Here is a 23979-nt window from a genome sequence, read left to right as displayed (position 1 = left end):
TCAGGCTATATTGCCGCCGTCACCTGTCATCGAGCAGGCTCTGCCATGGCCGACACGCCCCCATCCAGTCCCGAGCTCTGGCCGTCGCTCCAGCACGAGGCCCGGCGCATCGCTGCGGCCGATCCCGTGTTCAGCCGCATCCTGTCGGCTGCAATCCTCGACCATTCTGATCTCGGCAGTGCCGTCGCGCAGCAGATTGGCGTCCGCATCGGCAGCGGCGATGCCGCGCGCGCCCGGTTTGCCGCGGTCGCGCGCGAGGCGTATGCCGCCGCGCCTGAGCTCGTCGAGGCGGCGGGTCACGACCTCGGTGCGATCGCGACGCAGGATCCAGCGACGACGGCGCTGCTGCCGCCGCTGCTGAACTACAAAGGCTACGTCGCACTGCAGGCGCATCGCGTCGCGCACTGGCTCTGGAGCAACGGGCAGCCCGACCTGGCGCTACTGCTGCATGCGGACACGTCAACGTCGCTGCAGGTGAGCATCCATCCCTCGGCGCGGCTCGGCACCGCGGTGTTTCTCGATCATGCTACCGGCATCGTCATCGGCGCCCACAGCAGCATCGGCGACGACGTCACCATCCTGCAGAACGTTACGATCGGACGACACGACACACTGCCCGGCCGCGCCCCGCGGATCGGCCGCGGCGTGCTGCTCTCCTCGGGCGCGACCGTGCTGCGCGACGTCGCGATCGGTGATTTTGCCAAGATCGGCGCCGGCGCGGTCGTCACCACCGATGTGCCGGCGGGCTGCACTGCCGTGGGCACGCCGGCCCGGCTGACGAACTGCCCGGAGCAGCCGATCCCGGCTGGGGCTTGAGCCATAGCGCGCGAAAGCCGCCCATGGGCGGCTCTCGTGTCCGGATCGCGATCCGTGCTCGATGTCGGCCTCTCCGAGGCCGCAGGATCGATCTGAGGGTCAGGCCGCAGCGCTTGCCGGCAGGGCTCGGGCGCTCGGCTTCGCCTGCGCGAGATGCGTCTTCCACGCCTCGATGGCGACGACGAGCGAGGTGATCGCCCAGAACACGGGATACTCATAGCCGCCGGTGTTCCAGGTCCAGCCGAAGCCCTTCACGACCTGCAGCGCGTAGACCGCAAACAGCAGCAGTGCGGTGGCGCCGAGCGCGGCAAAGCGCGTGCAGATGCCGAGGACCAGGGCAATGCCGGCGGCCGACTCGGAGGCGGCCGCGATCACGACCCACACCTCGGGGGGATGAAAGCCGGCCTTGGCGAAGAAGCCGGCGGTCGCCGCCGACACCGCGCCGCCTGCGAATTTTCCGGCCACGTGAGGAAACAGAAACAAGCCGCAGATGATGCGAAGAATGTTCAGGCCGTTCGAGAGATCAAAATTTTCCGCCTTGATACGAAAATCGTCCTTGGTGAGCCACATGGCGTCAACTCCTTTCCAGTTGCCGCCATAGTCCGGGAAAGACGGGCTGCCGCCGTTGCGGCAAATCAAAAACGCGCCTGGAAAAACGCAGAACAGCGTTGCGTCCAACGTGTTCGCTGGGGGATCGGCGGCCCATGCGCGACGATGGCGCGCGGCTGGACTCACGACTCCTGGGGCGGCCGGTTCTACAGCAGTGTGTCAAGCTTGCCGGCCGTGACGGAGATCAGTTCGCGGATTTTGTCGCACTCCGGCGCGAGCGATGCGAGGGCCGGATCCGATCTGATGCACCGCTCCAGATTGTCGACCGCGCTTCGCCAGGCCTCCAATTCGCGCCGCAGCCGCCCGATCTCGCTGGTGACCACGGCATCGCGCAGCCGTTCCGATTGCGCGCCGATGATAGGCAACGGGGCCCGGTCGGGAAATGCGAGGATATCAGCCACGGATCGCCCCGATGAGAGAGGTGGAATTCGGCGAAGACGACAGGCGCACGACGCGCGGGGCGGCGGCATTGCCTGCAACCGCGCGGCGGCCTGGATTGACAGGCCACCGCGCGATCGGCGCTTTCCGATCCGGCGTCAAGCCGCCGCGCGCTCGGCCAGAGCCTGAGCTTCGGCCGCGGCACGCGCCATGCTGGACGACATCTCGCTCGTGACCGTGCTCTGCTCCTCGACGGCGGCGGCCGTTGACGTCACATACTCGCTGACGTTCTGGATCGCCTGCTTGATCGAGCTGAGAGACGTGACGACGCCCCCGGAGATGTTGTTGAGGCTGTCGATCTCCGTCGCGATCTTGTCGGTGGCGGTCTTCGCCTGGGTGGCCAGGTTCTTGACCTCGGATGCGACGACGGCGAAGCCCCTGCCCGCTTCGCCGGCCCTGGCGGACTCGATGGTGGCATTCAGCGCCAGCAGATTGATCTGGCCGGTGATGTTGTGGATCATCTCGACGATGCCGCTCATCGACTGGGCGGCATCGGAGAGCCGCTGCGCCTGCGCGTCGGCCGAGGTGACACGGTCCACCGCGCCCATGGCGGTCTCGCGCGACTTCGTCATGGCTTCGGAAATCTCGCGCACGGACGCGTTGAGCTCCTCCGCGCCCGCCGCCACCGATTCCATCATGGCGCGCACGCGCTCGTTGCCCATGCGAACGAAGACCTGCCGGGTGACGTCAGTCGCGTATTTGACCACCTTGAACGGCTTGCCGTTGAGGTCGAGGATCGGATTGTAGGAGGCCTGGATATAGACCTCCCGGCCGCCCTTGCCGATGCGCTTGTACTCGGCCGACTGATACTGGCCGCGGTTCAGGCTCGCCCAGAAATCGCGGTAGGCGCCGCTCTCCCGCTCGGACGGTTCGACGAACATGCTGTGATGCTTGCCCTGGATCTCGGCCAGGGTGTAGCCGAGCGCGCGCAGGAAGTTGTCGTTCGCGGTGATGACCGTGCCGTCCATGTTGAACTCGATCACCGCCTGGGACTTGCCGATGGCCTCGATCTGCCCGGCGAGGTCGGCGTTCTCTAGCTTCTGCGCGGTGACGTCGGTCGCGAACTTCACGACCCCGATCGGCCTGCCCGCCGCGTCGAGCACCGGATTGTAGGTGGCGAGGATCCATACCTCCTTGCCGCCCTTGCCGATGCGCTTGTACTCGCCGCCCTGGTATTCGCCGCGATTGAGCGCAGCCCAGAACTCGCGATAGGCTTGGCTGTCGCGCAGCGCGGGTTCGACGAACATGCTGTGATGCTTGCCCTGGATCTCGTCGAGGCGATAGCCCAGCGCATCCAGGAAATTCTTGTTGGCACCGACGATGGTGCCGTCGAGCTTGAACTCGATCATGGCCTGCGCGCGGTCGATGGCGGCAAGCTTGGAGCCGTCGGCCATGCTGCGCAGCTTCTTCTCCGTGATGTCGGTCGCGAACTTGACGACCTTCACCGGCTTGCCGGCGCTGTCGAGGACGGGATTATAGGACGCCTCGATCCAGATTTCGCGACCGCCCTTGCCGATGCGCTTGAACTCGGCGGCCTTGAACTCGCCGCGGCTCAGAGTCGCCCAGAACTCGCGGTAGGCGGCGCTGTCGCGTTCGGACGGCTCCACGAACATGCTGTGATGCCTGCCCTGGATTTCCTCCAGCTGATAGCCGAGTGCGTTCAGGAAGTTCTTGTTCGCGGTGATGATCGTGCCGTCGAGCTGGAATTCAATCACGGCCATCGCGCGACTGATTGCTGCAAGCTGTGCTTCCGCGTCCGAGCGGCTGTTCGATCGAAACAACAAGGTAACCTCCAGATGAATAGTTCGTTTGCAGATGGTCGGCGGCGATGACGATCGTCCCCGCGCGCCCGGCGACATGTCTGCGCAAAATTGATGCAACTTGTTCCAGTCTCGTTAAAGCGCGTTGAGAAACTCCGGCTTTTCCGTAGTTCTACCGCTTTGACATGACGACCGACATACAAGAACGTCGCGCGGAAGCTGCGTTGCGGCCCCTGAAGCGTCGGCAATCGGGGCGCGTGGCGCGGAGATCGTAGGGGTCAAATCGGTCGATCGCATGCCCGCCGCAGCCCTGCTGCGGCAGACAGCGGCTGCGGGACCAGGTGGCCGAGCGCCGCCTTGTTGTTGGCGCGCAGCTCCTTCCCGAGCAGCCGCACCAGCTCGCAGCACTTCGGCACCGGGAGTAACCGCCACTGCAAGAATGCCTGATGCGCGCGGGCGATCGCCGCGGTCCATCCGCGCTGATGTCGTCATGCACCTGGGCTGGCGAGCCTCGATCAGCGGCGGTCCCGTTGAACAGCGGCGCTAGACCGCCTCGACCACCGCCTTCAGGGCGTCGGAGACCTTTGTGGCGAGCGTCGCAAGCGCCGCGTTCTCGATGGCCTGCATCGAGGCGACGGGATTCACGGCAGCGACCTCGACCTTCCCGCCGATCTCCTGGACGATGACGTTGCAGGGAAGCATGGTGCCGATCCGGCTCTCCGCCTGCAATGCCTCATGCGCCAGCTTCGGATTGCAGGCGCCCAGAATGGTGTAGGGCCGAAAGTCGGCGCCGATCTTCTCGCGCAGCGTCGCCTGCACATCGATGCGGGTCAGAACGCCAAAGCCGCGTGCCTTCAGCTCCGCGGTCACCCGCTCGATCGCTGCGTCGAACGATAGATTCACCGCTTTGGCAAAATAGTAGCTCATGTTCGCCTCTTTCCGGCTGGTCTGCCGCCGCGTCAACACGGTTCGTCGCGCGCGGCCATGGGATCTTGCGGCGGCACTGTTGCGCGTCCGTGCGGCCTGCACTTGATCGAGATCAGCGAAATGGCCGCCCGTGCCGGACTCGCGGCGGCGCAGGCCAGGCCATCACGCCGTTTTGACGCCGGTCATTGCGGCCCGTGCATGAACGCCTGCATCTCTTCCGGGGTCAACTTGCCGTCCTTGTTGCTGTCCATGGCCCTGAAGATGCGCTCATGCGTCGCCTGGAATTCCCGCAGCGAGATCTTGCCGTCGCCGTCGGCGTGACGGCGCGGCGGATCACGCTGCGCCGATCCGCCCCGCCCGTTTCGATCTACCGGCCGCAATGACAGTCTCGCGCGCCGGTTTCCTCATATTCATCGTGCAGGCGCACCCAATCGGAGAGATTGCCGCGGCCGGTCTCGTTGCGGCCCTTGGGCGTGAGATCGAGATAGTGATAGGCGCCGATCAGCGGATCGCCGCCGCGGGAGCGGACCTGGAAGGTGCAGAAGATGTTGCCGGCGTCGTCCTTGGTGAACACGGTCAGGCCCGGGAGCTCGGGCGACCTGCGCGTCAAGGGGGCGAAATTGTAGACGGCCTGCCCCGTCACGATCTGCTCGTCCGAGAACGAGACTTGAAAGTCGAAATTGAAATCACTGCCCTCGGATGACACCCAGTCGAACGCCCAGCCCATGCGCGCCTTGAACGGCGCGATCTCGGCGAGCGGCGCACGCGACACGGCGACCAGGCTGACGTCGTGGTGGCGGAGGTGCTGGTTGGCGCCGTCGATGTGGTCGCACAGGAACGAGCAGCCGGGACAGCGGTGCGGATCGCCCGGCGCCATCATGAAATGATAGACGATCAGCTGGCTGCGTCCCTGAAACAGACCGGCCAGGCTCACGGCTCCATCCGCCGCCTGGAAGACATAGTCCTTCTCGACCCGGACCCACGGCAGCGCCCGGCGGGCGGCAGCCAGCGCGTCGCGCTGCCTGATGAAGGCCTTCTCCTGGGTGAGGTGGGCGCGATGAGCTTCGGTCCATTCGTCCGCGGTGACTATTCTGGGGGTCATGTCTGGAGTCCTCCGTATCCTTCGCAGAGGACGATGCAAGGCTCGGCGGCCCGACACCGACGCCATCTATTTTGTCGGCAGGTCATCGCAGCGCGGCCGGGTGCAGCGAACCGCGGATCGACTGGACAAGGCCAGCTTCGGGCGCCCCCGCTCCCGTCTCAGACCGGCGTGCGCGCTCGACCTGATCCACCGTCTGCTCCCGTCCGTTTCGGGGCGGCCATGACAGACGTGTCGGATCAGAGCAGTGACTCCCGCAGCGGCCGGACCGAGCCGGCGCGCTGCCGCAGCTGCGGCCAACCGGCGCGCGCGGTTCAGAGCATCCTGAACCCGCGAACCGGCGAAGCGGCGCGTCTGTTCAACTGTACCGCCTGCGGATCTGTCAATTGGATGGACGACCGGCGGTGAACAACCGGTTCGGTCGCGACTGGCTGCCGGCAAAAAAAATCTGATCCGCGAGGAACAAACCCGCATTCAGCCGTTTTCGATGATCGCGGGCTTCCCCGCTTCGAGCCGGCGGCAGAGGGATGATCGTGCTCCCACTGTGCAATCGCGCGCGACCGACTCCATCCCTCCTCGACGAACGTCTGCCTCGAGGTCAGCTCCGATGACGGCCAGATCGGGCATGTCACAATTTCGGTGCTGATCGAGCGCGGTTGACGGCTGTGAAAGGTCCAAGGCCGCAGCTCGCTATCAGCAGCTCCCTATGAGGAAATGCGGGCCTGCGTCCAAACGTGGCCCATCTTCACCGCGTCGAGCGCGGCGGCCAGCTCATCGATGCGATACGGTTTCGACAGGATGCGGACGCCGGCCTCCTTGGCGGCGTGAACGGCAGCGCCGGAATAGCCGCTGGTCAGCAGGATCGGCATGTCGCCGCGCCGCTTCTGGATCTCGCGTGCCAGCTCGACACCATTCATGCCCCCCGGCATCATGACGTCGGAGAACACGAGGTCGACCGTGCGCCCGTCGGCGAGCGCGCCGAGCGCGGCCGCCGCGCTGGAGGCGCGGGTCACCTCATAGCCGAGCTGGCGCAGCATCTCGCCGACCAGGGCCGCGACCTCGTCGTCGTCCTCGACCAGGAGAATGCGGCCCTCATCATGCTGGCGCGCCCGCGGCCGCTGCAGGTCGAGGAGATGGTGATGCTGCCTGGATGCCGCCTGCGCCGATCGCGGAAGGTAGAGCGCAATCGTCGTGCCCTTGCCCACCTCCGAGTCGATGCGGACGGTGCCGCGCGACTGGGTGACGAAGCCGTAGACCTGGGCGAGTCCGAGCCCTGAGCCCTTGCCGACATCCTTGGTGGTGAAGAACGGCTCGAACACCCGCACCCGGACGTCCTCCGTCATGCCGGTGCCGGTGTCGATCACGGAGAGGCGGACATAGTCGCCGGCCAATTCGTCGTCCTGCAGATGTCGCAGGTTCTCGGCCCGGACCAGGATCGTGCCGCCGGCCGGCATCGCATCGCGGGCGTTGACGGCGAGATTGAGCACCACGAGCTCGAGCTCGCCCGGATCGACCTCGACGGGCCAGAGCGCGTCGGGAAAATCGAACTCGACGTGCACGTCGCCACGCAGGCTGCGGTCGAGCAGCTCGCGCATGCCGCCGATCTGGCGGGCGATGTCGACCGGCTCGGGCCGCAGCTCCTGCCGGCGCGAGAACGCCAGCAACTGCCGGGTCAGGCTCGCGCCGCGTTGCGCCGCCTGGATCATGCCGTCCATCAGGCGGCGGCGCCGCGCCGGATCACCCTGGCGGTCGAGCATGTCGAGGCCGCCGGAGATCACCATCAGCAGGTTGTTGAAGTCGTGCGCCACGCCGCCGGTCAGGCGGCCGATGGCCTCGATCTTCTGCGCCTGGCGCAGCGTCTCCTCGACCCGTGCGCGCTCGGCCATCTCGATGCGAAGATGCTCGTTCGATTCCGCGAGCGCCCGGGTCCGCTCGACGACGAGCTGCTCGAGCTGCTGCGCCGCCTGCTCGCGCGCCTGGATCAGTGCGCGGATCTGGTATTGGCGGCGCCGCGCCCTCAGCGCCGATTGAACGGCGCTTGTGAGCGTGATCGGCTGAATCGGCCGTTCGAGCAGCGAGACGTTGCGCAGCGCGCCGACCAGATGGCGCCGCCAGGTGACGACGGCGCGCTGCTCGCGGTGGCTGGTGAGCACGATGAAGGGCAGGTCGGACCAGGCCGGCTGGCGTTCGACCCATTGCGTGAGGGGAGCGGTGTCCTGGGCAAACAGCCCTTCCTCGGCGACGAAGACCGCGCCGACGCCTGCGCTCATCTCACGGAGCAGATGCGCCAGGTCCGAGCAGACCGCCGCCTCGATCCTTGCGCTGCGGAGCAGCTCCGCCGATGCCGGTCCGTCCCGCCCGATCGGCGCGAAGACCAGGACACGGTGATCTTGCTCAATGCTCATCCCGCATGTCCATGTCGGGGAAATCCGTCCCGGTGAAGCGCGGATTGCCGGAGAAGATGCCGCTGAAATTCTTGAGCGGCGGACCGAGGCTGATGCCCGCGCTGCTCAGGCGAAATTCGCGAATGCTGTGCTCGTGGTGGCCGCTGCGCTTCTTGACCACCGACAGAGCGCGCCGAACCGCGCCGCCGACCTCGAAATAGCGCAGCATCAGCACGGCATCGCTGAGATAGCTGATGTCCAGCGGCGTATCCATCGGCCCGACCAGCCCATGCTGGGCCAGCACCAGGATCGTCAGCACGCCCTGCTGGGCCAGATAGGTCAAGAGCTCGTGCATCTGCAGGATCAGAAACCGCTCGTCCGGCATCGCGTTGAGATAGCCGTTGAGGCTGTCGATGATGATGACGCGGGCATTGTCCTGCTCGACGCTGTGCCGGACGATGGCGCCGAACTCGCCCGGCGACAACTCGGCCGGATCGACCTGCTGAAAGCGGATGCGCCCGGAGTCGATGTGTTCATCGAGCGGCAGACCGAGCGTCCGCGCGCGGGCCTCGACGGTGCCGCGACCCTCGTCAAAGGCAAAGAATACCGCATGCTCGCCGCGCCTCGCCGCCGCGATCGCATAGATCAGCGCGACCGAGGATTTGCCGACGCCGGCGGCGCCGATGAGCAGCGCGTTGGTGCCGCGCTCCAACCCGCCGCCGAGCAGCTGATCGAGTTCGGCATTGCCGCTCGGCGTGACATCGCCCGCGAACGTCCGGTGATGCTCCGCGGCGACGAGGCGCGGAAAGATCTTGAGCCCGCCGGACGCAATGGTGAAGTCATGGTAGCCGCCGCGGAATGCGATGCCGCGCATCTTGATCACGCGCAGCCGGCGGCGCTCCGCGCCGTAGTCGATCGCGAGCTGCTCCAGCATCACCACGCCATGCGCGACCGAGTGCAGCTGCAGGTCGTCCTGGGCCGACGACAGATCGTCGAGCAGGACGACGGTACAGTTGCGCTTGGCGAAGAAGTGCTTCAACGCCAGCACCTGGCGGCGGTAGCGCAGCGGGCTCTGGGCCAGCAGGCGAAGCTCCGACAGGCTGTCGATCACGACGCGGCTCGGATCGACCCGCTCGACCTCGTTGAACATCAGGCCGGTGGTCTCGCTGAGCTCGACCTCGGCCGGATGAAACACGGTGAGCTCACGCTCGGGGTCGAGCGTGGTTTCCGGCGGCACCAGCTCGAAGATATCGACGCCGGCCAGCGACCAGCCGTGCCGCCGCGCCACCAGCTCGAGCTCGCGCCGGGTCTCCGACAGGGTGATGTAGAGCACGCGTTCGCCGCAGCTCACGCCCTTGAGCAGGAACTGCAGCGCGATGGTGGTCTTCCCGGTGCCGGGCCGGCCTTCATACAGATACAGGCGATTGGGATCGAAGCCGCCGCCGAGAATGTCGTCGAGGCCTTCGCTTCCGGTCGAAATACGCGGCAGATCCGTGGGCCCGCCCTCGTCGCTTCCGCGAACAGGCTGCTCCGTCATGCAAAAGCTCCGTTATACCAATCGAGACGACGCGGCAGCGAAACCGATAATGCGGGGTTTCGCGACGACCGGATAGGAACACAGTCGATCCGCCTCGGGTTCCCCAGTTCCATAGTTCCATCCCAGGCAGCGGGCGGTTCTACAGGATCGTGGCGCGGGCGCCATGCACGGCTGACGCCGATCGCACCCGTCTTCTCAGCCGACGGCCGATCAGCTCGCCCGGCCCACCGTGTCAGCCATCGCGGCGCCGCGGGTGCCGAGCGGCTGTGCGACGCCGGTGGTGGTGTCGCGCAGGGTCTGATGCTCCAATTCGGCATCGAGCTCGGCACCGATCAGGATCACGATGGCGGAGATCCAGATCCAGGTCATGAAGCCGATGGCGGCGCCGAGCGAGCCGTAGGTCGCGTTGAAGCTGCCGAAATTGGCCGCATACCAGGAAAACAGCGCCGAGCCCGCGAGCCACAGCGCCGCCGCCAGCGCGCCGCCCCAACTGATCCAGCGCCATTTGGGCTCCTCGCGGTCCGGCCCGTAGCGGTAGATCAGGGCCAGTCCGAGCGCGACGCAGATGAAGATCGCGGGCCAGCGGCCGATCCGCAGCACCAGATCGCCGGCCCCGGACATGCCGAGATAGTTCAGCAGCACCGGGAGCACGACGACGGCACCGATGGCGAGCAGCGCGAACAGGATCGCGCCGCCGGTGAACAGCAGCGAAATCGCGTTCAGCTTGATGAAGCCACGCCTCTCGGGTTCGCGATAAACGATGTTGAGCGTGTCGAAGAGCGACTTCATCGCCGCATTGGCGCTCCACAGCGAGATCGCGAGGCTGACGAGGAAGGTGATGCCGAGCGCCTGACGGCCGTTGGCGGAAACGCGCGTCAACTGGTCGCGCGCAATGTCGATGGCGCCGCCGGGCATCACGCCCTGCAACTGTTCCAGATGTCCGGTGATTTTGGCCGGATCGGAGAACAGGCCGTAGATCGCCACCAGCGCGGCCAGCGCCGGAAAGATCGCCAGCAGGGTGTAGAACGTCATGCCTGCGGCGAGCGCAACGATCCTGTGCTCGGTGACGCTCTCATAGACCCGGAGCAGGACGTCCTTCCAGCCGCGCGCGGGAATCTCCGCGGGCGAACGCGCCAGCCGGCCGTGTCCAGCGCCGGCCCGGCTCGCGCCTCGCGAGCGCTCCGCCTGTTCGGGCCGCTGATCGAAATAGTGGATCAGGAACGCGAACCCGAGCAGAGCCAGCATCCCGCCGGTGCCAGGTGTGCGCGGGCGGCTCGCGAAAACGCTCGAAGAGTCGCGATGGGCGGCGTCTGACGTCTTGGATCGGCGAAACATGGGATCGGTCCATCACCAGCGGCCAAAAAGCAACCGGTGCGGTGGACGAATGTTCCGGCATCACGTCATGACGCGCGTTGCCAGGCTCCGCAACGGTGGGGCTGCCTCAGACCTTCAAGAGGCCAACTCGGGCGCCAACATCCAGACAATTTCGCCGGCCTGTGAACGCGTCGCTGCGGCGCCGACACAAAACAGTTATGTTGCGCGCGAGGAACGGGCCTGCGCACCCTCGCGTTGCAACGGTACTTTTCAACGCAAGGATAAACGCATGCGCCGCCTGTTATTTGCCTCGCTGTCCGCCACCGCCGTCCTCGCGAGCTTTGCCGCGATCTCGCCCGCATCCGCCGCCCAGGACCGCTACTGCCTGCAAGGCAGGATCTGGGGCTATCCTGGCAACTGCCAATTCTCCACCTATCGCCAGTGCCTGGCTTCCGCCTCCGGCACCGATGCCGGCTGCGGCATCAACCCCGCCTACGCCTATGCCCGGCAGCGCGGCTACGACCGACGCTATTGAGCGTGGACCGTTGCGTCAGCCTCTTGCGCGGTGCACGATCAGCGCCATCGATTGAGAGATGGCTAGCGGCGGGATGTCAGGCCCCCGTGCTCCCCGGCCCTGCTCTATTGCGTCGCGCAACGGCACGATGATCCGTTAGCTGTTGCGGCAAGCTTTACTCCGACGCCGGCAGTCGCGCGTGCTCTCCTCCTCCGCCGCTCGGCGCACGGAACATTGAGGCTCGCCGTCGCTTATACGGCGACCAATGTCCAATCGGAGGAGGATCATCATGGACGGACTGATTTATCTCGTGGGGCTGATCGTGGTCATCATGGCCGTTCTATCGTTCTTCGGCCTGCGTTGAGACGACGATCATGGCCATGGAAACTGCGCCGGTCGTCGCCTCACCCGTTTCGAGCGCGACGGCCGATAGCTGGACCCTGCAATGGACGCCGGTCGTTGCGGGAGCTTTGACCGCGGCGGCGGTCTCTTCGATCCTGATCAGCTTTGCCATGTCGGTCGGTCTCGGTGTCAGCTCCACCGCGCCGACATGGCGCGACGCCTCGGTGGCGCTCTGGCTCCTGTCCGGACTCTATCTGGTGCTGCAGGCGCTGATCAGCTTCGGCTGCGGCGGCTACATGGCGGGCCGCTTGCGCGCACCGCACGGGCTCGCCGAAAGCGAGGAGACCGAGAAGCGGGACGGCCTGCACGGCGTCACAGCCTGGGCGCTGGCGGTCGTGCTCGGCGCCACCCTGGCCGTACTCGGCGCGTCCGCGGCGACACGGACCCATCCGCTGACTACGCCGGCGACGGCCAATGAACCGTCGATCCTGAGCTATGAGCTCGACCATCTGTTCCGCGCGCCCCGGCGGGTACCCAGCCCGGATCTCGCCCCCGCGCGCAGCGAGGCCGGCCGCATCCTGCTCACGGCGTCGAGCCACAATGGCGTCAGCCCGGACGATCGCAGCTATCTCGTGCAGCTCGTCACCGGCACGACGGGTCTTGCTGCGCCCGATGCGGAGCGGCGGGTGGACAGCGTGATCGCAGAAGCCAAGAGCGCGATCTCGCATACCCGCGCCGGCACTGTCATCCTGGCGTTCTCGGTTGCCACCGCGCTGCTGCTCGGCGCCGTCGCCGCCTGGGCGGCTGCGGAGAGCGGTGGCCGTCACCGCGACGGCAAGCCTGTCACCGGATGGATGCTGCACGCCAACCGCTTCAGCCGGCGGCGCGACATGTGGCGGCGGCCAATGTCGATGCCGGAATAGAGCACATCAAGACCAGCGAGCGGCCCGGCCCATCGCCGGGCCGCTTCGCGTTGGACCGCCGCCGCGAACGAAGCGCGTGCAATTCAGGCGAGCCGCAGGATCATCAGGTTCGCGTCGCTGCCATAGCTGCCGGTCGGATCGGCAGCGGCTGTCTTGTCGACCGCAAATCCTTGCCTCTCCCAGAATGGCGTCGAGCCGTTGACGGCGATCAAGGACAGCGACTTCAGGCCGAGCGCACGCGCGTGTCGGATCAGCTCCTCGACGATCACGGTCGCCGAGCCGCTGCCGCGGGCCTCGGGCAGCAAGGCGAGATCGTGGATGTAGTAGGTCGACGCAGCCGGCGGAATGCTGCCGATCAGCAGGTTCAAGGCCGGGGGCCGGCCGAGATGCCAGGGATGGCTGAGCACATAGCCGGCGATGCCCGCGCCCGTCCCACGCAGCACGCGGCAGCCATCAGGATGGAGACGCAGGCGCTCCGCGAAAACACTCTTGTCCTCGGGATAGTTCGGGTGCACGCGGGCCGCGATCTCATCGACATCAGCAAGATCGCCCGGCGCCATTGCGCGCCACCTCATGGTCTGGTTCTTTCTCACTCGCCCTTTCTCACTTGGCGAGCGCCAGCCAGCGCTCGCTGGCCGACAGCGCCGTCGGCCACAGGGCCTCCGTCGGCAGCCCCCGATGCAGTGCCTTGCCGACCTCGCAGATCGACATGAAGGCCGCCGAGCGCGCCTCCTCCACCTCGAGCGGCTGCTCCGCGCTCGGGCTGCGGACGAGGCCCATCAGGCCGTTCAACGTCTGCAGTGCCGCTTCCGGCGGGCTCGCCTTCGCCGCCCTCAGCGCAGCCACGATCTGCTGCGCCTTTTCCGATTCGGTCATCACGTCGGTCATCGTCTTTTCGTTTGCCCGTGCCTCACGGGAGAACGCTAGCAGCCGGACGAAGGTCGGGCAATGCTCGGGCGGACGGCACTCCAATGCCGAACGCGCGGTGCCGACGTGCGATTTTCCGCCGGTCCTGGCTCGGCCCTCTTGCGATGCTGCTTCGCCAGCGTCTCGGCCGGCGTGCATTGGCGTCGTGATCTGCAACGCGTTCTTCAGATAGCGCGTTCTTTGGCGATCACGACGCCTCGACAAGGCGGAGGCATCGTGATCGCTCTGGCGCATGTCATTTCGCCAAGGATTTCGCCATGTCGAGGTGTTTCTGCAGCACCGGCACGGTCTGCTGGGCGAAGTCCGACAGCGGTGAATTTGCCGCCGCCTGCTTCTGATACTTCTTGATATCCTCCTGGTGATCGCGAACCATCGCCTGCGCAAACGCCTGGTCGAACCGACCGCCGGACATGCCGTCCAACCGGTTGTAGATGGCCTTCTGCTTCTTGCTCGGCTCGGACGGCACCTTCATCCCGTTCTGGCTCGCAAGCTGCTGCGCCTTCTGCAGATGCTCGCTATGGTCCTGCTGCAAGGCCTGCCCGAACTGCTTGACCTGATCGCTCTGCCCCTTCTGCTGCGCCAGCTTGCCCATGTTCACCTCGGACATGTCGCCCTCGATCGCCTCGGTCATGAAATGCTGATCCTTGGCGGGCGACCGGCCCTTCGGAGCGGCGACCGCGCCGCCGGCCACCAACACGGTCACGGCAGAGGCGGCCAGGGCAATTCGGATTGCTCTCGTCTGATGGTTGTGGATCATCCTGCTCATCGTTGATCTCCGAGGGGTTCGACTCCTGATCGTCGCGACGGCAAGAGCCTTACCCGACGATCGTTCCTAAGCCCCGCGCGGCAACCCCGCAGAATGCTTCCGCGCGCAACGACGCGGCGGGTTCCAAATGCTGCGGCACAACCGTCCCTGCAGCACAACGTCCGCGACTTCTCGGTTTCGGACCCGCGCCATGCAGCGCTCAGTGAGTGCGTGCATCCCCGCCGAGCGCCCGAGCCAGCACGCCTCGAAGCAGGCCGGCCTGCGCCGCGCTCCCGCGCCAGGCCACGATCTGATCGGGACGGATCAAAGCGAGGTCGGCCTCGTAGAGATCGCGCAGGGCCCGCGGCAAGGTGACGATCTCGACGTCGACACGCAGCGGCCCCATGGCCTCACGTAGGTGATCCTCATCGAGGTCGCTGCCCTCACACCGCAACAGCGTCCATTCGAAGCCGAAGCGGTCGTACAGCGAGATACCTTGCTCCAGCCAGGCGTGCGGCGCGCGGCCGCCGGGACAGGCGCTCGGCACGTAGGCGTTGGCCGCATCCGGCGGCGGCCGGGTGCCATCGGGGATGATGATCGGTGAGCCATCATAGCGGCCGCCGAAGGTAACGCCGGGGATGTTGAACTCGGCGCGCGCATGCTGATCGAGATAGGCGCTGGCGATGCGCCGTACCTCGTCGCCGGCCGCGGTCGCGTCCTCGATCTCGGGCACCGCGGCAAACAGGCCGAGCGAATCCGCAAAGCCGCGCGCGTAGTCGGTGTTGCGCAGCGCCACCGGACGGCGCTCGGCCTCGTAGCTGTCGAGCAGCGAGACGGGGCTCGCTCCCTTGACGACGCTCGCGATCTTCCAGCCGAGATTGACCGCGTCCTCGATCGCGGTGTTGTAGCCGAGCCCGCCGGTCGGCGTGAACAGATGCGCCGCATCGCCGCCAAGGAAGACCCGGCCGCGCTGCATGCTCTCGGCGACCAGCGCATGCCCCGCGGTCCAGGTGAGATGCGAAAGCACCTCGCAGGGAATGGGCGCACCGCAGGCGCGCTGGAACGCTGCCCGCGCATCGTCGGCGGTGACAGCGCTTTCGTTCTCGCCGGGCCGAAGCTGGGTGTGGAAAGCGAACTCGTCGCGTCCGTTCACCGCGGCCATGAAGGCGCGGCGGTCGCGGTTGAAGCAGACATACATCCAGGCCCGCGCATGCGGGACGCTGGCGTAGAACTCCGGCGAGCGCAGATAGACCGCGAGCATGCGGCCGCCCATGAAATCGCGCTGCACGCCCGTCGTTCCGCCATAGGTGATCCCGAGCGACTGTCGCACTTGGGAGCGCGGACCGTCGGCCCCGATCAGGAAATCAGCCGCGATCTCGAGGCGCGCGCCGTCGCTGACACGCTCGACCTCGGCGGCAATGCCGCCGTCGGTAACGGCATGGCCGATCAACCGGTGCCCGTAGTGCAACTGAATGCCCGCAAGGCGCGCGGCATGCCGGCGCAGGATTTCTTCGACGAATTTCTGCGACACCCGGTGCGGCAGCTCGGCCGCGCTCCATGAGCCGGACAGGCCCTTCACCAGTTCCGTCGCGCGCGCCGCGGACGGCAATTGAAAACGTGCCAGCTCATGCGCCGTGTAGCGCGTGAAATAAGCGACGTCGGTCGGGTAGTCCGCGGGCAGGCCGGCGCGCCGGACCTCGTCGGCGAATCCGAGCCGGCGGAAATGCTCCATCGTCCGCGCCTGCGTCGCGTTGGCCTGCGGGTTGAACGCCGTTCCCGGCTTCTCGTCGACCAGGATTGCGGACACGCCGCGGCGGCCAAGCTCGTTGGCCAGCATCAGCCCGCACGGACCGCCGCCCACGATCAGCACCGAGGCGCTCAGACGTTCGATCACGGCGCTCCTCCTCGCAATGGAGGAATGCTAGCGCGCCCCGCGAATTAGTCAAGCAGCCTGACTATCTGGTGTCGTCGAGCGTGTCGAAGCGGGCGCCATAGGCCGACAGTCCCTGCAGAATCGCGTCCATCGCGGCCTTGCCGAGCTCCTTGCGCATCTCGGCTTCCGCCACATCCACGGCATCGCCAAACGCCTCCAGCCATGTCAGTCCGGCCGGCGTGAAGCGGACGAGGCGCGCGCGCCGGTCACTCGGATCGGCCTCGCGCGACACCAGCCCCAGCTCGGCGCATTGATCGACCAGTTCGCCCATCGCCTGCTTGCTCATCGAGGCCCGCCGCGCGAGCTCGGTCAGCCGGGTGCCCTCGACGTCGAGGTTGCGGGTGAGGCTGACATGGGCAATCCGCGTCTCGCCGTGACCGCTCTCCGCCATCAATTGGAGAACCCGGGATTCGAACCGGCGCACCGCATTGTTGAGCAGCCGGCCGACATTGGCGTGACGCCATGCCGTCTGCCCGGTGGGCCGCGCCTTGCGTTGATCTCGCGCTGTCATATCGGGACTACCTCGCCATATCGAACCACGCCGGGTCAACGTCGCAGACGCAAGGTGAAATCGGGAAACGCGTGAGATGTCACGCGAAGAATGGTCGGAACGGCAGGATTCGAGCCTGCGCCCCCAGCGTCCCGAACGCAAATAGCGAACGAAAAGGCCAATAGGGAAAATGAAGTTTGCTCGTGATTGACGACCATTTTCGCCGTCTGTTCACAGGGGGTCGGTCGTCAACCGGTGGCCGGCCTGCTCACGCGCCAGGCGAGCCCGCTCTACCGTCGCCGATGCAGATCGCTTGACCGCCGCCGCGTCCCGTCGCCAGCTTCAGCAAATGTTCGCAATAGCCGCGAAGCTGGCCGTCAGCTCGTAGCAGCGCACGGCGCACGCAGTAATGCCACGCTTCGCCAGATCGGTAATCGTGCGGACGGTGACGCCGAACAGGTCCCAAGCGCGGCGCCGCCGATGGTCTCAGCCATGATCCAAATTGCATTAGGCCGAAACGAGATCGCTAATGAAATGGTGAGGCCACCAACTAAAACGGTTGCCCTATAGCATGACATGGCTCGACGCTCACCAAGCAATCCGCAAAATTGATTATTAGATCTACTATCTATTATGTCTTGATTTCGCGAGGCAACAATTGCTGCAACGGCAAGCGCCATGTGTGGGGCAAAATCTGCAACCCGTGCCACAAATCGAAGTATACTCGCATCTACCAATAGGCTCCGCCTTTATCGGCTTATGTGGAGCCCCTTTGGCATTTGCCACAGATAGGCCCAGTGGTATCAATACCGCGAGGAAGACAACCAATCGCATTGACCCTCCTTCTTGCTTGTCTTGCATCACATTCAAGAATTGAACTATAACGCAAACGCAACCCATAGAAACGGCATTTATCAGCCGCCGGTCAAATCAGGCCTCCGTTAGGGAACATCGGGTGTGCGGGTCAGATCGATCTCGGGACGTCGAAAATTTTCTTTTTTGGTAAGCGATATGCCGGAAGGTGGCATCCCCAGCCCGAAGCGGATGCGCTGAACCGCGCCACCAGCGCCGTGGAGATATTCCACAGCCGGCGAGCTCATGTATTGCCGTGCATTGCGTCTTCCGCCGCAAGCATTTCGTCGAGGAGATCCCATGCACCCGACGCTTCGGCTTCCGACATCTTCCGGATGGCGTAACCGACATGAACCACGACGTGATCGCCGGGCTCGATAGCTTCATGCTGTAGCAAAAACAGACTCACCGTGCGCTCGATGCCTTTGGCCTCGCATCGCGCCATGACTCCGTCACTCTCCACGACCCGCATCGGGATGCCAAGGCACATCTCGGTTCCACCCGCAAATACTTGAGTCTGAAATCATAGCCCGATCGACGAACTCGATTTGACGTGGATCAAGATAAGGGAATCATATTCGCTGCATAGAATATGTGGCGTCTGATCTCGCGGGGATTTCCATGCGGACCAATGTCGCGGCGACCACCACGCTGGTGCTCGGACTCGGCAATATCCTGCTGAGCGATGACGGCATTGGTGTGCACGTCATTCGGGCCCTCGATGCGCTTGAATGTGCGGGCGAGATACCGCCTTGTGTTGCTCTGCGGGATGGCGGGACGCTCGGGCTGTCCCTGTTTTCGGAGATCGAAGATTTCGGCTCGCTGATCGCCGTCGACGCCGTGGAACTGGGCGCGAAGCCCGGCACCGTCAAGATCTTTCAAGGTCCGGAGATGGACCGGCAGCTCACGGGCAAGAAGCGGACGGCTCATGAGGTCGCGCTTGCCGACCTGATGTCGGCGGCGCGGCTGGCCGGCTGCGAGCCGGCGCGCCGGGCGCTGGTCGCAATTCAACCTGAATCCACCCAATGGGGCCTGTCGCTGACGCCCGCGGTTGGCGCGGCCATTCCCTCCGCGTGTCAGCAGATCAAAGCACTGCTCAGCAGGTGGCACCATGACAGTTGAAGCGGATGCCGCGGCAGGATTCCGCACGGGGATGACCGACAGCCTGCTCCGCGAGATCGCCCATCACCTCGATGTGCTTGCCAAGACCGGCGCATGCGCGGCGATCGATCTGTGCAGCCTGCCTCTCACGGCTGCGGACCGCAGCGAGTTGGAAGAGCGGTTGGGCCATGGTGACCTGGAGGCCGTTTTGACCGCAGCCGGCACCAGTGAAATCTGGGAGACGCGCTATGCCGGCGTGTGGTGGGTTCGCCATTTCGGCGCCGGGGACAAGCTCGCCGCCGAACGCATTGAAATCACGGCGTCCCCGGAGATCCTGACAAGCCATGCGGCCGACATCGCTGCGGCCAGCAACAGACTGGCTGAAGACCTGATCGACCGCGTCTCTTCAGAGGATACCGAAGATGCATGAAACCGAGACGATCGGCGAGCTCTTGACGCGCAGCGGCGTCTCCCGCCGCGCCCTGCTGAAATATACGAGCTATCTTGCCAGCCTTCTGGCGTTGCCCCCGATGGCCGCGAAGGGCATGGCGGAGGCGTTGGCGAATACGCGCCGCCAATCCGTGATCTGGCTCTCGTTTCAGGAATGCACGGGCTGCACGGAATCGCTGACGCGTTCGTTCGGTCCAACCATCGAGGACATGATCTTCAATCTCATCTCGCTCGACTATCACGAAACGCTCATGGCAGTGTCGGGTACTGCCGCGGAAGCGGCGCGCCTGGCTGCCATGAAGGAGAACAAGGGCAAATATGTCGTCGTGGTCGACGGCTCCGTTTCGACGAGGGATGGCGGGGTCTACTCCACCAACGCCGGCAAGACCAACCTCGAGGTGCTGAAGGAGACGGCCGCAGATGCAGCCGCGGTGATCTCCGTCGGGACCTGCGCGGCCTTCGGTGGCATTCCCCACGCAAATCCCAACCCCACCGGCGCGGTTGCCGTCAGCGACATCATCACCGACAAACCGGTGATCAATGTCTCCGGTTGCCCGCCCATTCCGGAAGCCATCGCCGGCACGGTTGCCTATCTCGTGACGTTCAACAAGCTTCCCGATCTCGACGACAAGGGCAGACCGAAAGCGTTTTTCGGCGATACGATCCATGACCGCTGCTATCGCCGGCCGTTCTACGACAAGGGGCAGTTCGCCAAGCAGTTCGACGATGAGGGAGCGCGCAAGGGCTGGTGCCTCTATGAAGTCGGTTGCAAGGGGCCCGTGACTTACAATGCGTGCGCGACCATGAAATGGAATGGTGGCGTCTCTTTCCCGATCCAGTCGGGACACGGCTGTCTGGGCTGTTCCGAACCGAATTTCTGGGATCGTGGCAGCTTCTACCAGCCACTTTCTTCAAACACGTTGAATGATCCGGAGATCATCGGCGGCGCCGCGGCTGCGGGCGCGGCGGTCGGGATTGCCAGCGCATGGCTGGCGCGGCGACGCAAACAACGAGCAGAGAGGGAGGCCCAGCCATGAGCCTGCTGGATTTCGTGCGCGGACCCGCGATCGAGATCGCAATCGCGATATTCGTGGGCGGCGTGTTGTGGCGGCTCGCGTCGCTGCTGCTCCTGCCCTGGACCAGCGACAGATCGGCGAGGCGAGCTGATGCACCGCATGCCGTGGTTGGCGCGTTCCGTGGCTTCGTGCGTCACCTATGGCCCGCGAACACCTATCTGCGCGCCTCGTTGTTCAGCACGGTGAACGGCTATGTTTTTCACGTCGGCCTTGCCATCATCGTGTTCGGACTGGCGCAGCACATTCTCTTCCTGCGTGGATTGTTCGGCTTTTCATGGCCGAATCTGCCCACCGGCGTGATCTCGGCCGCCTCGGTGGTCACGCTGGCGTCGCTCCTGGCTGCGCTGGCGCGACGGATGACGAATCCGGTCTTAAGACTGCTTTCGACGCTTGACGACTACTTCAGCTGGCTGGTGACGTTCCTTCCGGTCGTGACGGGGCTGATCGCGGTGAGCCAGCTATGGACGCCGTACGAGACGCTCTTGTCCGTGCACCTCCTGACCGTGTGCCTGTTCCTGATCTGGTTCCCGTTCGGAAAACTCATGCATGCCTTCCTCGTCTTCCTGACCAGGAGCGAGACCGGGATCTTCTACAGCCGCCGGGGAGTCGAGATATGAACCAGCGCATCGTCGTCGATCCCATCACGCGCATTGAAGGGCATCTGCGGATCGAGGCGGAAACAGATCCCCATGGCGCCATCACCGGTGCGTACAGTTCCGGCACGATGGTGCGCGGCATCGAACTGATCCTGAAAGGACGCGATCCGCGCGAGGCCTGGGCTTTCGCTCAGCGCATATGCGGCGTGTGCACGCTGGTCCACGGCATCGCCAGCGTCCGCGCCGTGGAGAATGCGCTGGGATACACCATTCCGCCGAACGCGCAACTCATCCGCAACCTGATGATTGCCGCACAATATGTGCATGACCATGTCATGCACTTCTATCATCTGCATGCGCTCGACTGGGTCGACGTGGTGTCGGCGTTGAAGGCCGATCCCGCGGCAACGTCGCAACTGGCGCAATCGATCTCGAGCTTCCCGAAGTCGAGCCCGGGCTATTTCGCGGACACGCAGAAGAGACTGAAAGCCTTCGTCGAAGGCGGCCAGCTGGGCATCTTTGCAGGTGGATTCTGGGGACATCCCGGATTCAAGCTGCCGGCCGAAGCAAACCTGATGGCGGTCGCGCACTATTTGGAAGCGCTCGCCTGGCAGCGCGAGGTGGTGCAGATCCACACCATCTTCGGCGGCAAGAATCCGCATCCGAATTTCCTGGTCGGCGGCGCCCCGTCAGCGATCAGCCTGAACACCGGCGGCACCGCCATCGGCATCGACGGCCTGCAGACGGTGAAGACCGTGATCGGCCGAATGAAGGATTTTGTCGAGCAGGTCTATCTGCCGGACACGCTGGCCATCGCCTCCTTCTACAAGGACTGGTTCGCGCGCGGCGAAGGCGTGGGCAACTTCCTGACCTACGGCGACTTCCCCGAAAAGGGCATGGACGACCCGGCCAGCTGGCTGATCCCGGCGGGCGCGATCCTCAATCGCGACCTGACCAAGATCCATCCCGTCGACATGAACAATTCGGAGGAAATCCAGGAGTTCGTCTCCCATTCCTGGTACGACTATGCAAGCGGCAAGGACAAGGGCCTGCATCCCTACGAGGGCGAGACCAATCTGCATTACACCGGTCCCAAGCCCCCTTTCGAGCAGCTCGATGTCGGTGCGAGCTATTCCTGGCTCAAGGCGCCGCGCTGGAAGGGCCATGTCATGGAGGTCGGCCCGCTCGCGCGCGTGCTGATGCTCCATGCCAAAGGTCACGAGCCGACGCGCGAACTGGCCGGTTACGCGCTGGGCAAGCTCGACCTGCCGCTGACGGCGATGTTTTCGACCATGGGACGCACAGCGGCGCGCGCCCTGGAAAGCAAGATCGTCGTCGACCAGATGTCGACCTGGTACGACCGTCTTCTTTCCAACATCCGCGCGGGTGATCTGAACGTTCACAATTCGAACAAGTGGGATCCCTCGACCTGGCCCACCGAAGCCAAGGGTGTCGGCTTCATGGAAGCGCCGCGCGGGGCGCTGGCGCATTGGGTGGTGATCAAGAACAAGCGCATCGATAATTATCAGGCCGTGGTGCCCTCGACCTGGAACGCGGGGCCGCGCGATTCCAAGGGCCAGCCCGGACCTTACGAAGCGGCATTGATGGATCGCCACACGCTCCACGATCCTCGGCAGCCGCTCGAGATCCAGCGCACGATCCACAGCTTCGATCCGTGCATCGCCTGCGCGGTGCATGTGATCGATCCCGACGGCGAAGAGCTGATACAATTGCGGGTGAGGTAAGGCGATGGGCGGCGAAATCGACGTCGAAGCAGCCAGCAGAACGTTCCTGGCGCGGACCGAGGAACATCTGGTCAGCTATCTCGAGGCCTGCGTCCATTGCGGGAACTGCGCCGAAGCCTGCCACTTTTATCAGGCCTCCGGAGATCCACGGCATACGCCCGCCTACAAGCTGTTTCCGATGGCCAAGGCCTATCGCCGGCAGAAATTCCCGCTCTCCCTCTTCGCTCCCCGCATCACGGAAGAGGACCTCAAGGAATGGGAGGAACTGCTGTTCGATACCTGCACCATGTGCGGTCGATGCACCACGATCTGTCCGATGGGGATCGACATCGCTTCCATCGTGGGCGGCGCGCGGCAGGCCTTCGTCAAGGCAGGACTTGGGCCGAAGGACCTTCTGCAGGCCGCCGACAATTCGCGCGACCATGGAAGCCCGCTGGGCGTGACAGCCGACAAGCTGCGCGATCGCATCGAATGGCTCGAAGATGAGCACGACGTGCCCATCGCGCTCGACAAGGACAAGGCCGACATTCTGCTGACGCTCTCGTCCGTCGAAACGATGAAATACCCCGATTCCGTGGTGGCCATGGCCAAGCTGCTCAACCACGCGGGCGTCGACTGGACGCTGAGCACCAAGGGCTATGAAGCCACGAATTTTGGCTATCTGGCCGGCAAGGCAGACGTCGCCCGGATCATGGTTCAGCGGATCACCGAGGCCGCCGAGGCGGTCGGAGCCAAGACGGTCGTGATTCCGGAGTGCGGCCACGCGTTCGGTGTACTGCGCTGGTCGGGCGCCAATGTGCTCGGCCGCCCCCTGCCCTTCGCAGTCGTGCACATTTCGGAATTCATGGCGCAGCTCAAGCGCGACGGCAGGCTGAAGCTGAAACCGATCGAGGAGTCGATCACCTATCACGATCCTTGCCAGATCTCCCGTCGCGGCGGCGCGACCGAGGATGCGCGATTCCTCCTGCAGGATTTCGCGAAGGACTTCCGCGAGATGACCCCGACCGGAGATCTCAACTGGTGCTGCGGTGGCGGCGGCGGCGTGCAGGCGATCGCGCGCGCAGCCGATCTTCGCCACAAGGTCTTCAAGATCAAAATGGATCAGGTGGAGAAGACCGGCGCGAAGACGATGGTCTCGGCATGCTCAAACTGCCGGCTGACCATGGACGAGAGCAAGGCCCACTGGAAATGGGAAGGTGGCCTCGCGAGCCTGGTGGAGATCATTGCGGATCACCTGATCGAGGACGCCCCGGCAAAGACGCAAGGGTGACGGCTCACAGTCGTGCGCCTTGCGTCGTGGGCAAACGGCGGCGCAACGCGGGCCGCGGGGCAACGTAGACTGCGTCGGCGCCCCCGCCTTGTTGCGGCCCCGGTCTCGATCATGACGAAAGGCACTTCGGC

General features: G+C 65.1%; 23 protein-coding genes and 1 pseudogene. 9 read left to right on the top strand and 15 right to left on the bottom strand.

Features of this window, described 5'->3' with window-relative positions; translation table 11 throughout:
• Positions 1-45: 45 nt before the first annotated feature.
• Positions 46-816, top strand: coding sequence for a serine O-acetyltransferase (locus ACQR1X_RS02245; RefSeq protein WP_434898247.1), 771 nt, complete (start codon positions 46-48; stop codon positions 814-816).
• A gap of 99 nt (positions 817-915) precedes the next feature.
• On the opposite strand, the gene ACQR1X_RS02240 is transcribed toward ACQR1X_RS02245, so the two are convergent.
• From ACQR1X_RS02240 to ACQR1X_RS02200, 9 genes and pseudogenes are all read right to left on the bottom strand, one after another.
• Entirely contained in the window at positions 916-1386 is a 471-nt protein-coding gene (locus tag ACQR1X_RS02240) for a DoxX family protein (RefSeq protein WP_315802261.1), read from the bottom strand.
• A gap of 185 nt (positions 1387-1571) precedes the next feature.
• A complete protein-coding gene (locus tag ACQR1X_RS02235) occupies positions 1572-1826 on the bottom strand; it encodes a hypothetical protein (RefSeq protein WP_316178294.1) in 255 nt (84 codons plus the stop codon).
• Positions 1827-1961: 135 nt separating this feature from the next.
• Positions 1962-3584 (bottom strand): methyl-accepting chemotaxis protein, encoded by a 1623-nt coding sequence (locus tag ACQR1X_RS02230; RefSeq protein WP_434895867.1) that lies wholly within the window; start codon positions 3582-3584, stop codon positions 1962-1964.
• Positions 3585-4166: 582 nt separating this feature from the next.
• Complete coding sequence (locus tag ACQR1X_RS02225) at positions 4167-4550, bottom strand: DUF302 domain-containing protein (RefSeq protein WP_315802258.1); 384 nt, start codon at positions 4548-4550, stop codon at positions 4167-4169.
• Positions 4551-4732: 182 nt separating this feature from the next.
• Positions 4733-4867, bottom strand: a pseudogene (locus tag ACQR1X_RS02220) (EF-hand domain-containing protein); the annotation flags it as partial.
• 50 nt (positions 4868-4917) lie between these two features.
• Positions 4918-5652, bottom strand: a complete 735-nt coding sequence (locus tag ACQR1X_RS02215) for a DUF899 domain-containing protein (protein WP_434895866.1) — start codon at positions 5650-5652, stop codon at positions 4918-4920.
• 701 nt (positions 5653-6353) lie between these two features.
• Positions 6354-8054, bottom strand: coding sequence for a response regulator (locus tag ACQR1X_RS02210; protein ID WP_434864084.1), 1701 nt, complete (start codon positions 8052-8054; stop codon positions 6354-6356).
• Positions 8044-9570: an ATPase domain-containing protein gene (locus ACQR1X_RS02205; RefSeq protein ID WP_434898246.1), complete on the bottom strand. Its 1527-nt coding sequence runs from the start codon at positions 9568-9570 to the stop codon at positions 8044-8046. Before ACQR1X_RS02205 ends, ACQR1X_RS02210 begins: the two co-directional genes overlap by 11 nt.
• A gap of 210 nt (positions 9571-9780) precedes the next feature.
• Positions 9781-10815 (bottom strand): YihY/virulence factor BrkB family protein, encoded by a 1035-nt coding sequence (locus ACQR1X_RS02200; RefSeq protein WP_434898245.1) that lies wholly within the window; start codon positions 10813-10815, stop codon positions 9781-9783.
• Between the two features lie 358 nt (positions 10816-11173).
• On the opposite strand from ACQR1X_RS02200, the gene ACQR1X_RS02195 reads away from it, so the two are divergent.
• Positions 11174-11419, top strand: coding sequence for a DUF3551 domain-containing protein (locus ACQR1X_RS02195; protein ID WP_315802253.1), 246 nt, complete (start codon positions 11174-11176; stop codon positions 11417-11419).
• A gap of 353 nt (positions 11420-11772) precedes the next feature.
• Positions 11773-12663 carry a hypothetical protein gene (locus ACQR1X_RS02190; protein ID WP_316178281.1) on the top strand — a complete coding sequence of 297 codons (891 nt, stop codon included), beginning with the start codon at positions 11773-11775 and terminating at the stop codon, positions 12661-12663.
• Between the two features lie 83 nt (positions 12664-12746).
• Here ACQR1X_RS02190 and ACQR1X_RS02185 read toward each other — a convergent pair whose 3' ends face one another.
• The 6 genes from ACQR1X_RS02185 to ACQR1X_RS02160 form a co-directional block, all read right to left on the bottom strand.
• Positions 12747-13238 (bottom strand): GNAT family N-acetyltransferase, encoded by a 492-nt coding sequence (locus ACQR1X_RS02185; RefSeq protein WP_315802251.1) that lies wholly within the window; start codon positions 13236-13238, stop codon positions 12747-12749.
• Positions 13239-13266: 28 nt separating this feature from the next.
• Positions 13267-13539, bottom strand: coding sequence for a hypothetical protein (locus tag ACQR1X_RS02180; RefSeq protein WP_316178472.1), 273 nt, complete (start codon positions 13537-13539; stop codon positions 13267-13269).
• Between the two features lie 286 nt (positions 13540-13825).
• A complete protein-coding gene (locus ACQR1X_RS02175) occupies positions 13826-14356 on the bottom strand; it encodes a DUF4142 domain-containing protein (protein WP_434864085.1) in 531 nt (176 codons plus the stop codon).
• A gap of 199 nt (positions 14357-14555) precedes the next feature.
• The gene (locus ACQR1X_RS02170; protein WP_434864117.1) at positions 14556-16172 is read right to left on the bottom strand and encodes an FAD-dependent oxidoreductase; all 1617 of its coding nucleotides are present in this window, start codon (positions 16170-16172) and stop codon (positions 14556-14558) included.
• 118 nt (positions 16173-16290) lie between these two features.
• The gene (locus ACQR1X_RS02165; protein WP_315802249.1) at positions 16291-16779 is read right to left on the bottom strand and encodes a MarR family winged helix-turn-helix transcriptional regulator; all 489 of its coding nucleotides are present in this window, start codon (positions 16777-16779) and stop codon (positions 16291-16293) included.
• Positions 16780-17854: 1075 nt separating this feature from the next.
• On the bottom strand, positions 17855-18100 hold the full coding sequence (locus ACQR1X_RS02160; RefSeq protein WP_315802248.1) for a HypC/HybG/HupF family hydrogenase formation chaperone: 246 nt from the start codon (positions 18098-18100) through the stop codon (positions 17855-17857).
• 131 nt (positions 18101-18231) lie between these two features.
• Here ACQR1X_RS02160 and ACQR1X_RS02155 point away from each other — a divergent pair, with 131 nt between their 5' ends.
• The 6 genes from ACQR1X_RS02155 to ACQR1X_RS02130 are packed head-to-tail and all read left to right on the top strand — an operon-like array spanning position 18232 to position 23848.
• Complete coding sequence (locus tag ACQR1X_RS02155) at positions 18232-18732, top strand: HyaD/HybD family hydrogenase maturation endopeptidase (RefSeq protein ID WP_316238281.1); 501 nt, start codon at positions 18232-18234, stop codon at positions 18730-18732.
• Positions 18722-19141, top strand: coding sequence for a hydrogenase expression/formation C-terminal domain-containing protein (locus ACQR1X_RS02150; protein ID WP_434898244.1), 420 nt, complete (start codon positions 18722-18724; stop codon positions 19139-19141). Before ACQR1X_RS02155 ends, ACQR1X_RS02150 begins: the two co-directional genes overlap by 11 nt.
• Positions 19134-20198 carry a hydrogenase small subunit gene (locus ACQR1X_RS02145; RefSeq protein ID WP_434864087.1) on the top strand — a complete coding sequence of 355 codons (1065 nt, stop codon included), beginning with the start codon at positions 19134-19136 and terminating at the stop codon, positions 20196-20198. Before ACQR1X_RS02150 ends, ACQR1X_RS02145 begins: the two co-directional genes overlap by 8 nt.
• Entirely contained in the window at positions 20195-20854 is a 660-nt protein-coding gene (locus ACQR1X_RS02140; RefSeq protein WP_434864088.1) for a hypothetical protein, read from the top strand. The genes ACQR1X_RS02145 and ACQR1X_RS02140 overlap by 4 nt, the downstream gene beginning before the upstream one ends.
• Entirely contained in the window at positions 20851-22578 is a 1728-nt protein-coding gene (locus tag ACQR1X_RS02135) for a nickel-dependent hydrogenase large subunit (protein ID WP_434864089.1), read from the top strand. Before ACQR1X_RS02140 ends, ACQR1X_RS02135 begins: the two co-directional genes overlap by 4 nt.
• A gap of 4 nt (positions 22579-22582) precedes the next feature.
• Entirely contained in the window at positions 22583-23848 is a 1266-nt protein-coding gene (locus ACQR1X_RS02130; protein ID WP_315802242.1) for a (Fe-S)-binding protein, read from the top strand.
• Positions 23849-23979 lie beyond the last annotated feature (131 nt).

The organism is Bradyrhizobium sp. HKCCYLRH3073, from assembly GCF_051167995.1.
GTDB lineage: Bacteria > Pseudomonadota > Alphaproteobacteria > Rhizobiales > Xanthobacteraceae > Bradyrhizobium.
Note: the sequence above shows the minus strand (reverse complement) of the source record. Positions and strands in the feature narration are given on the sequence as shown.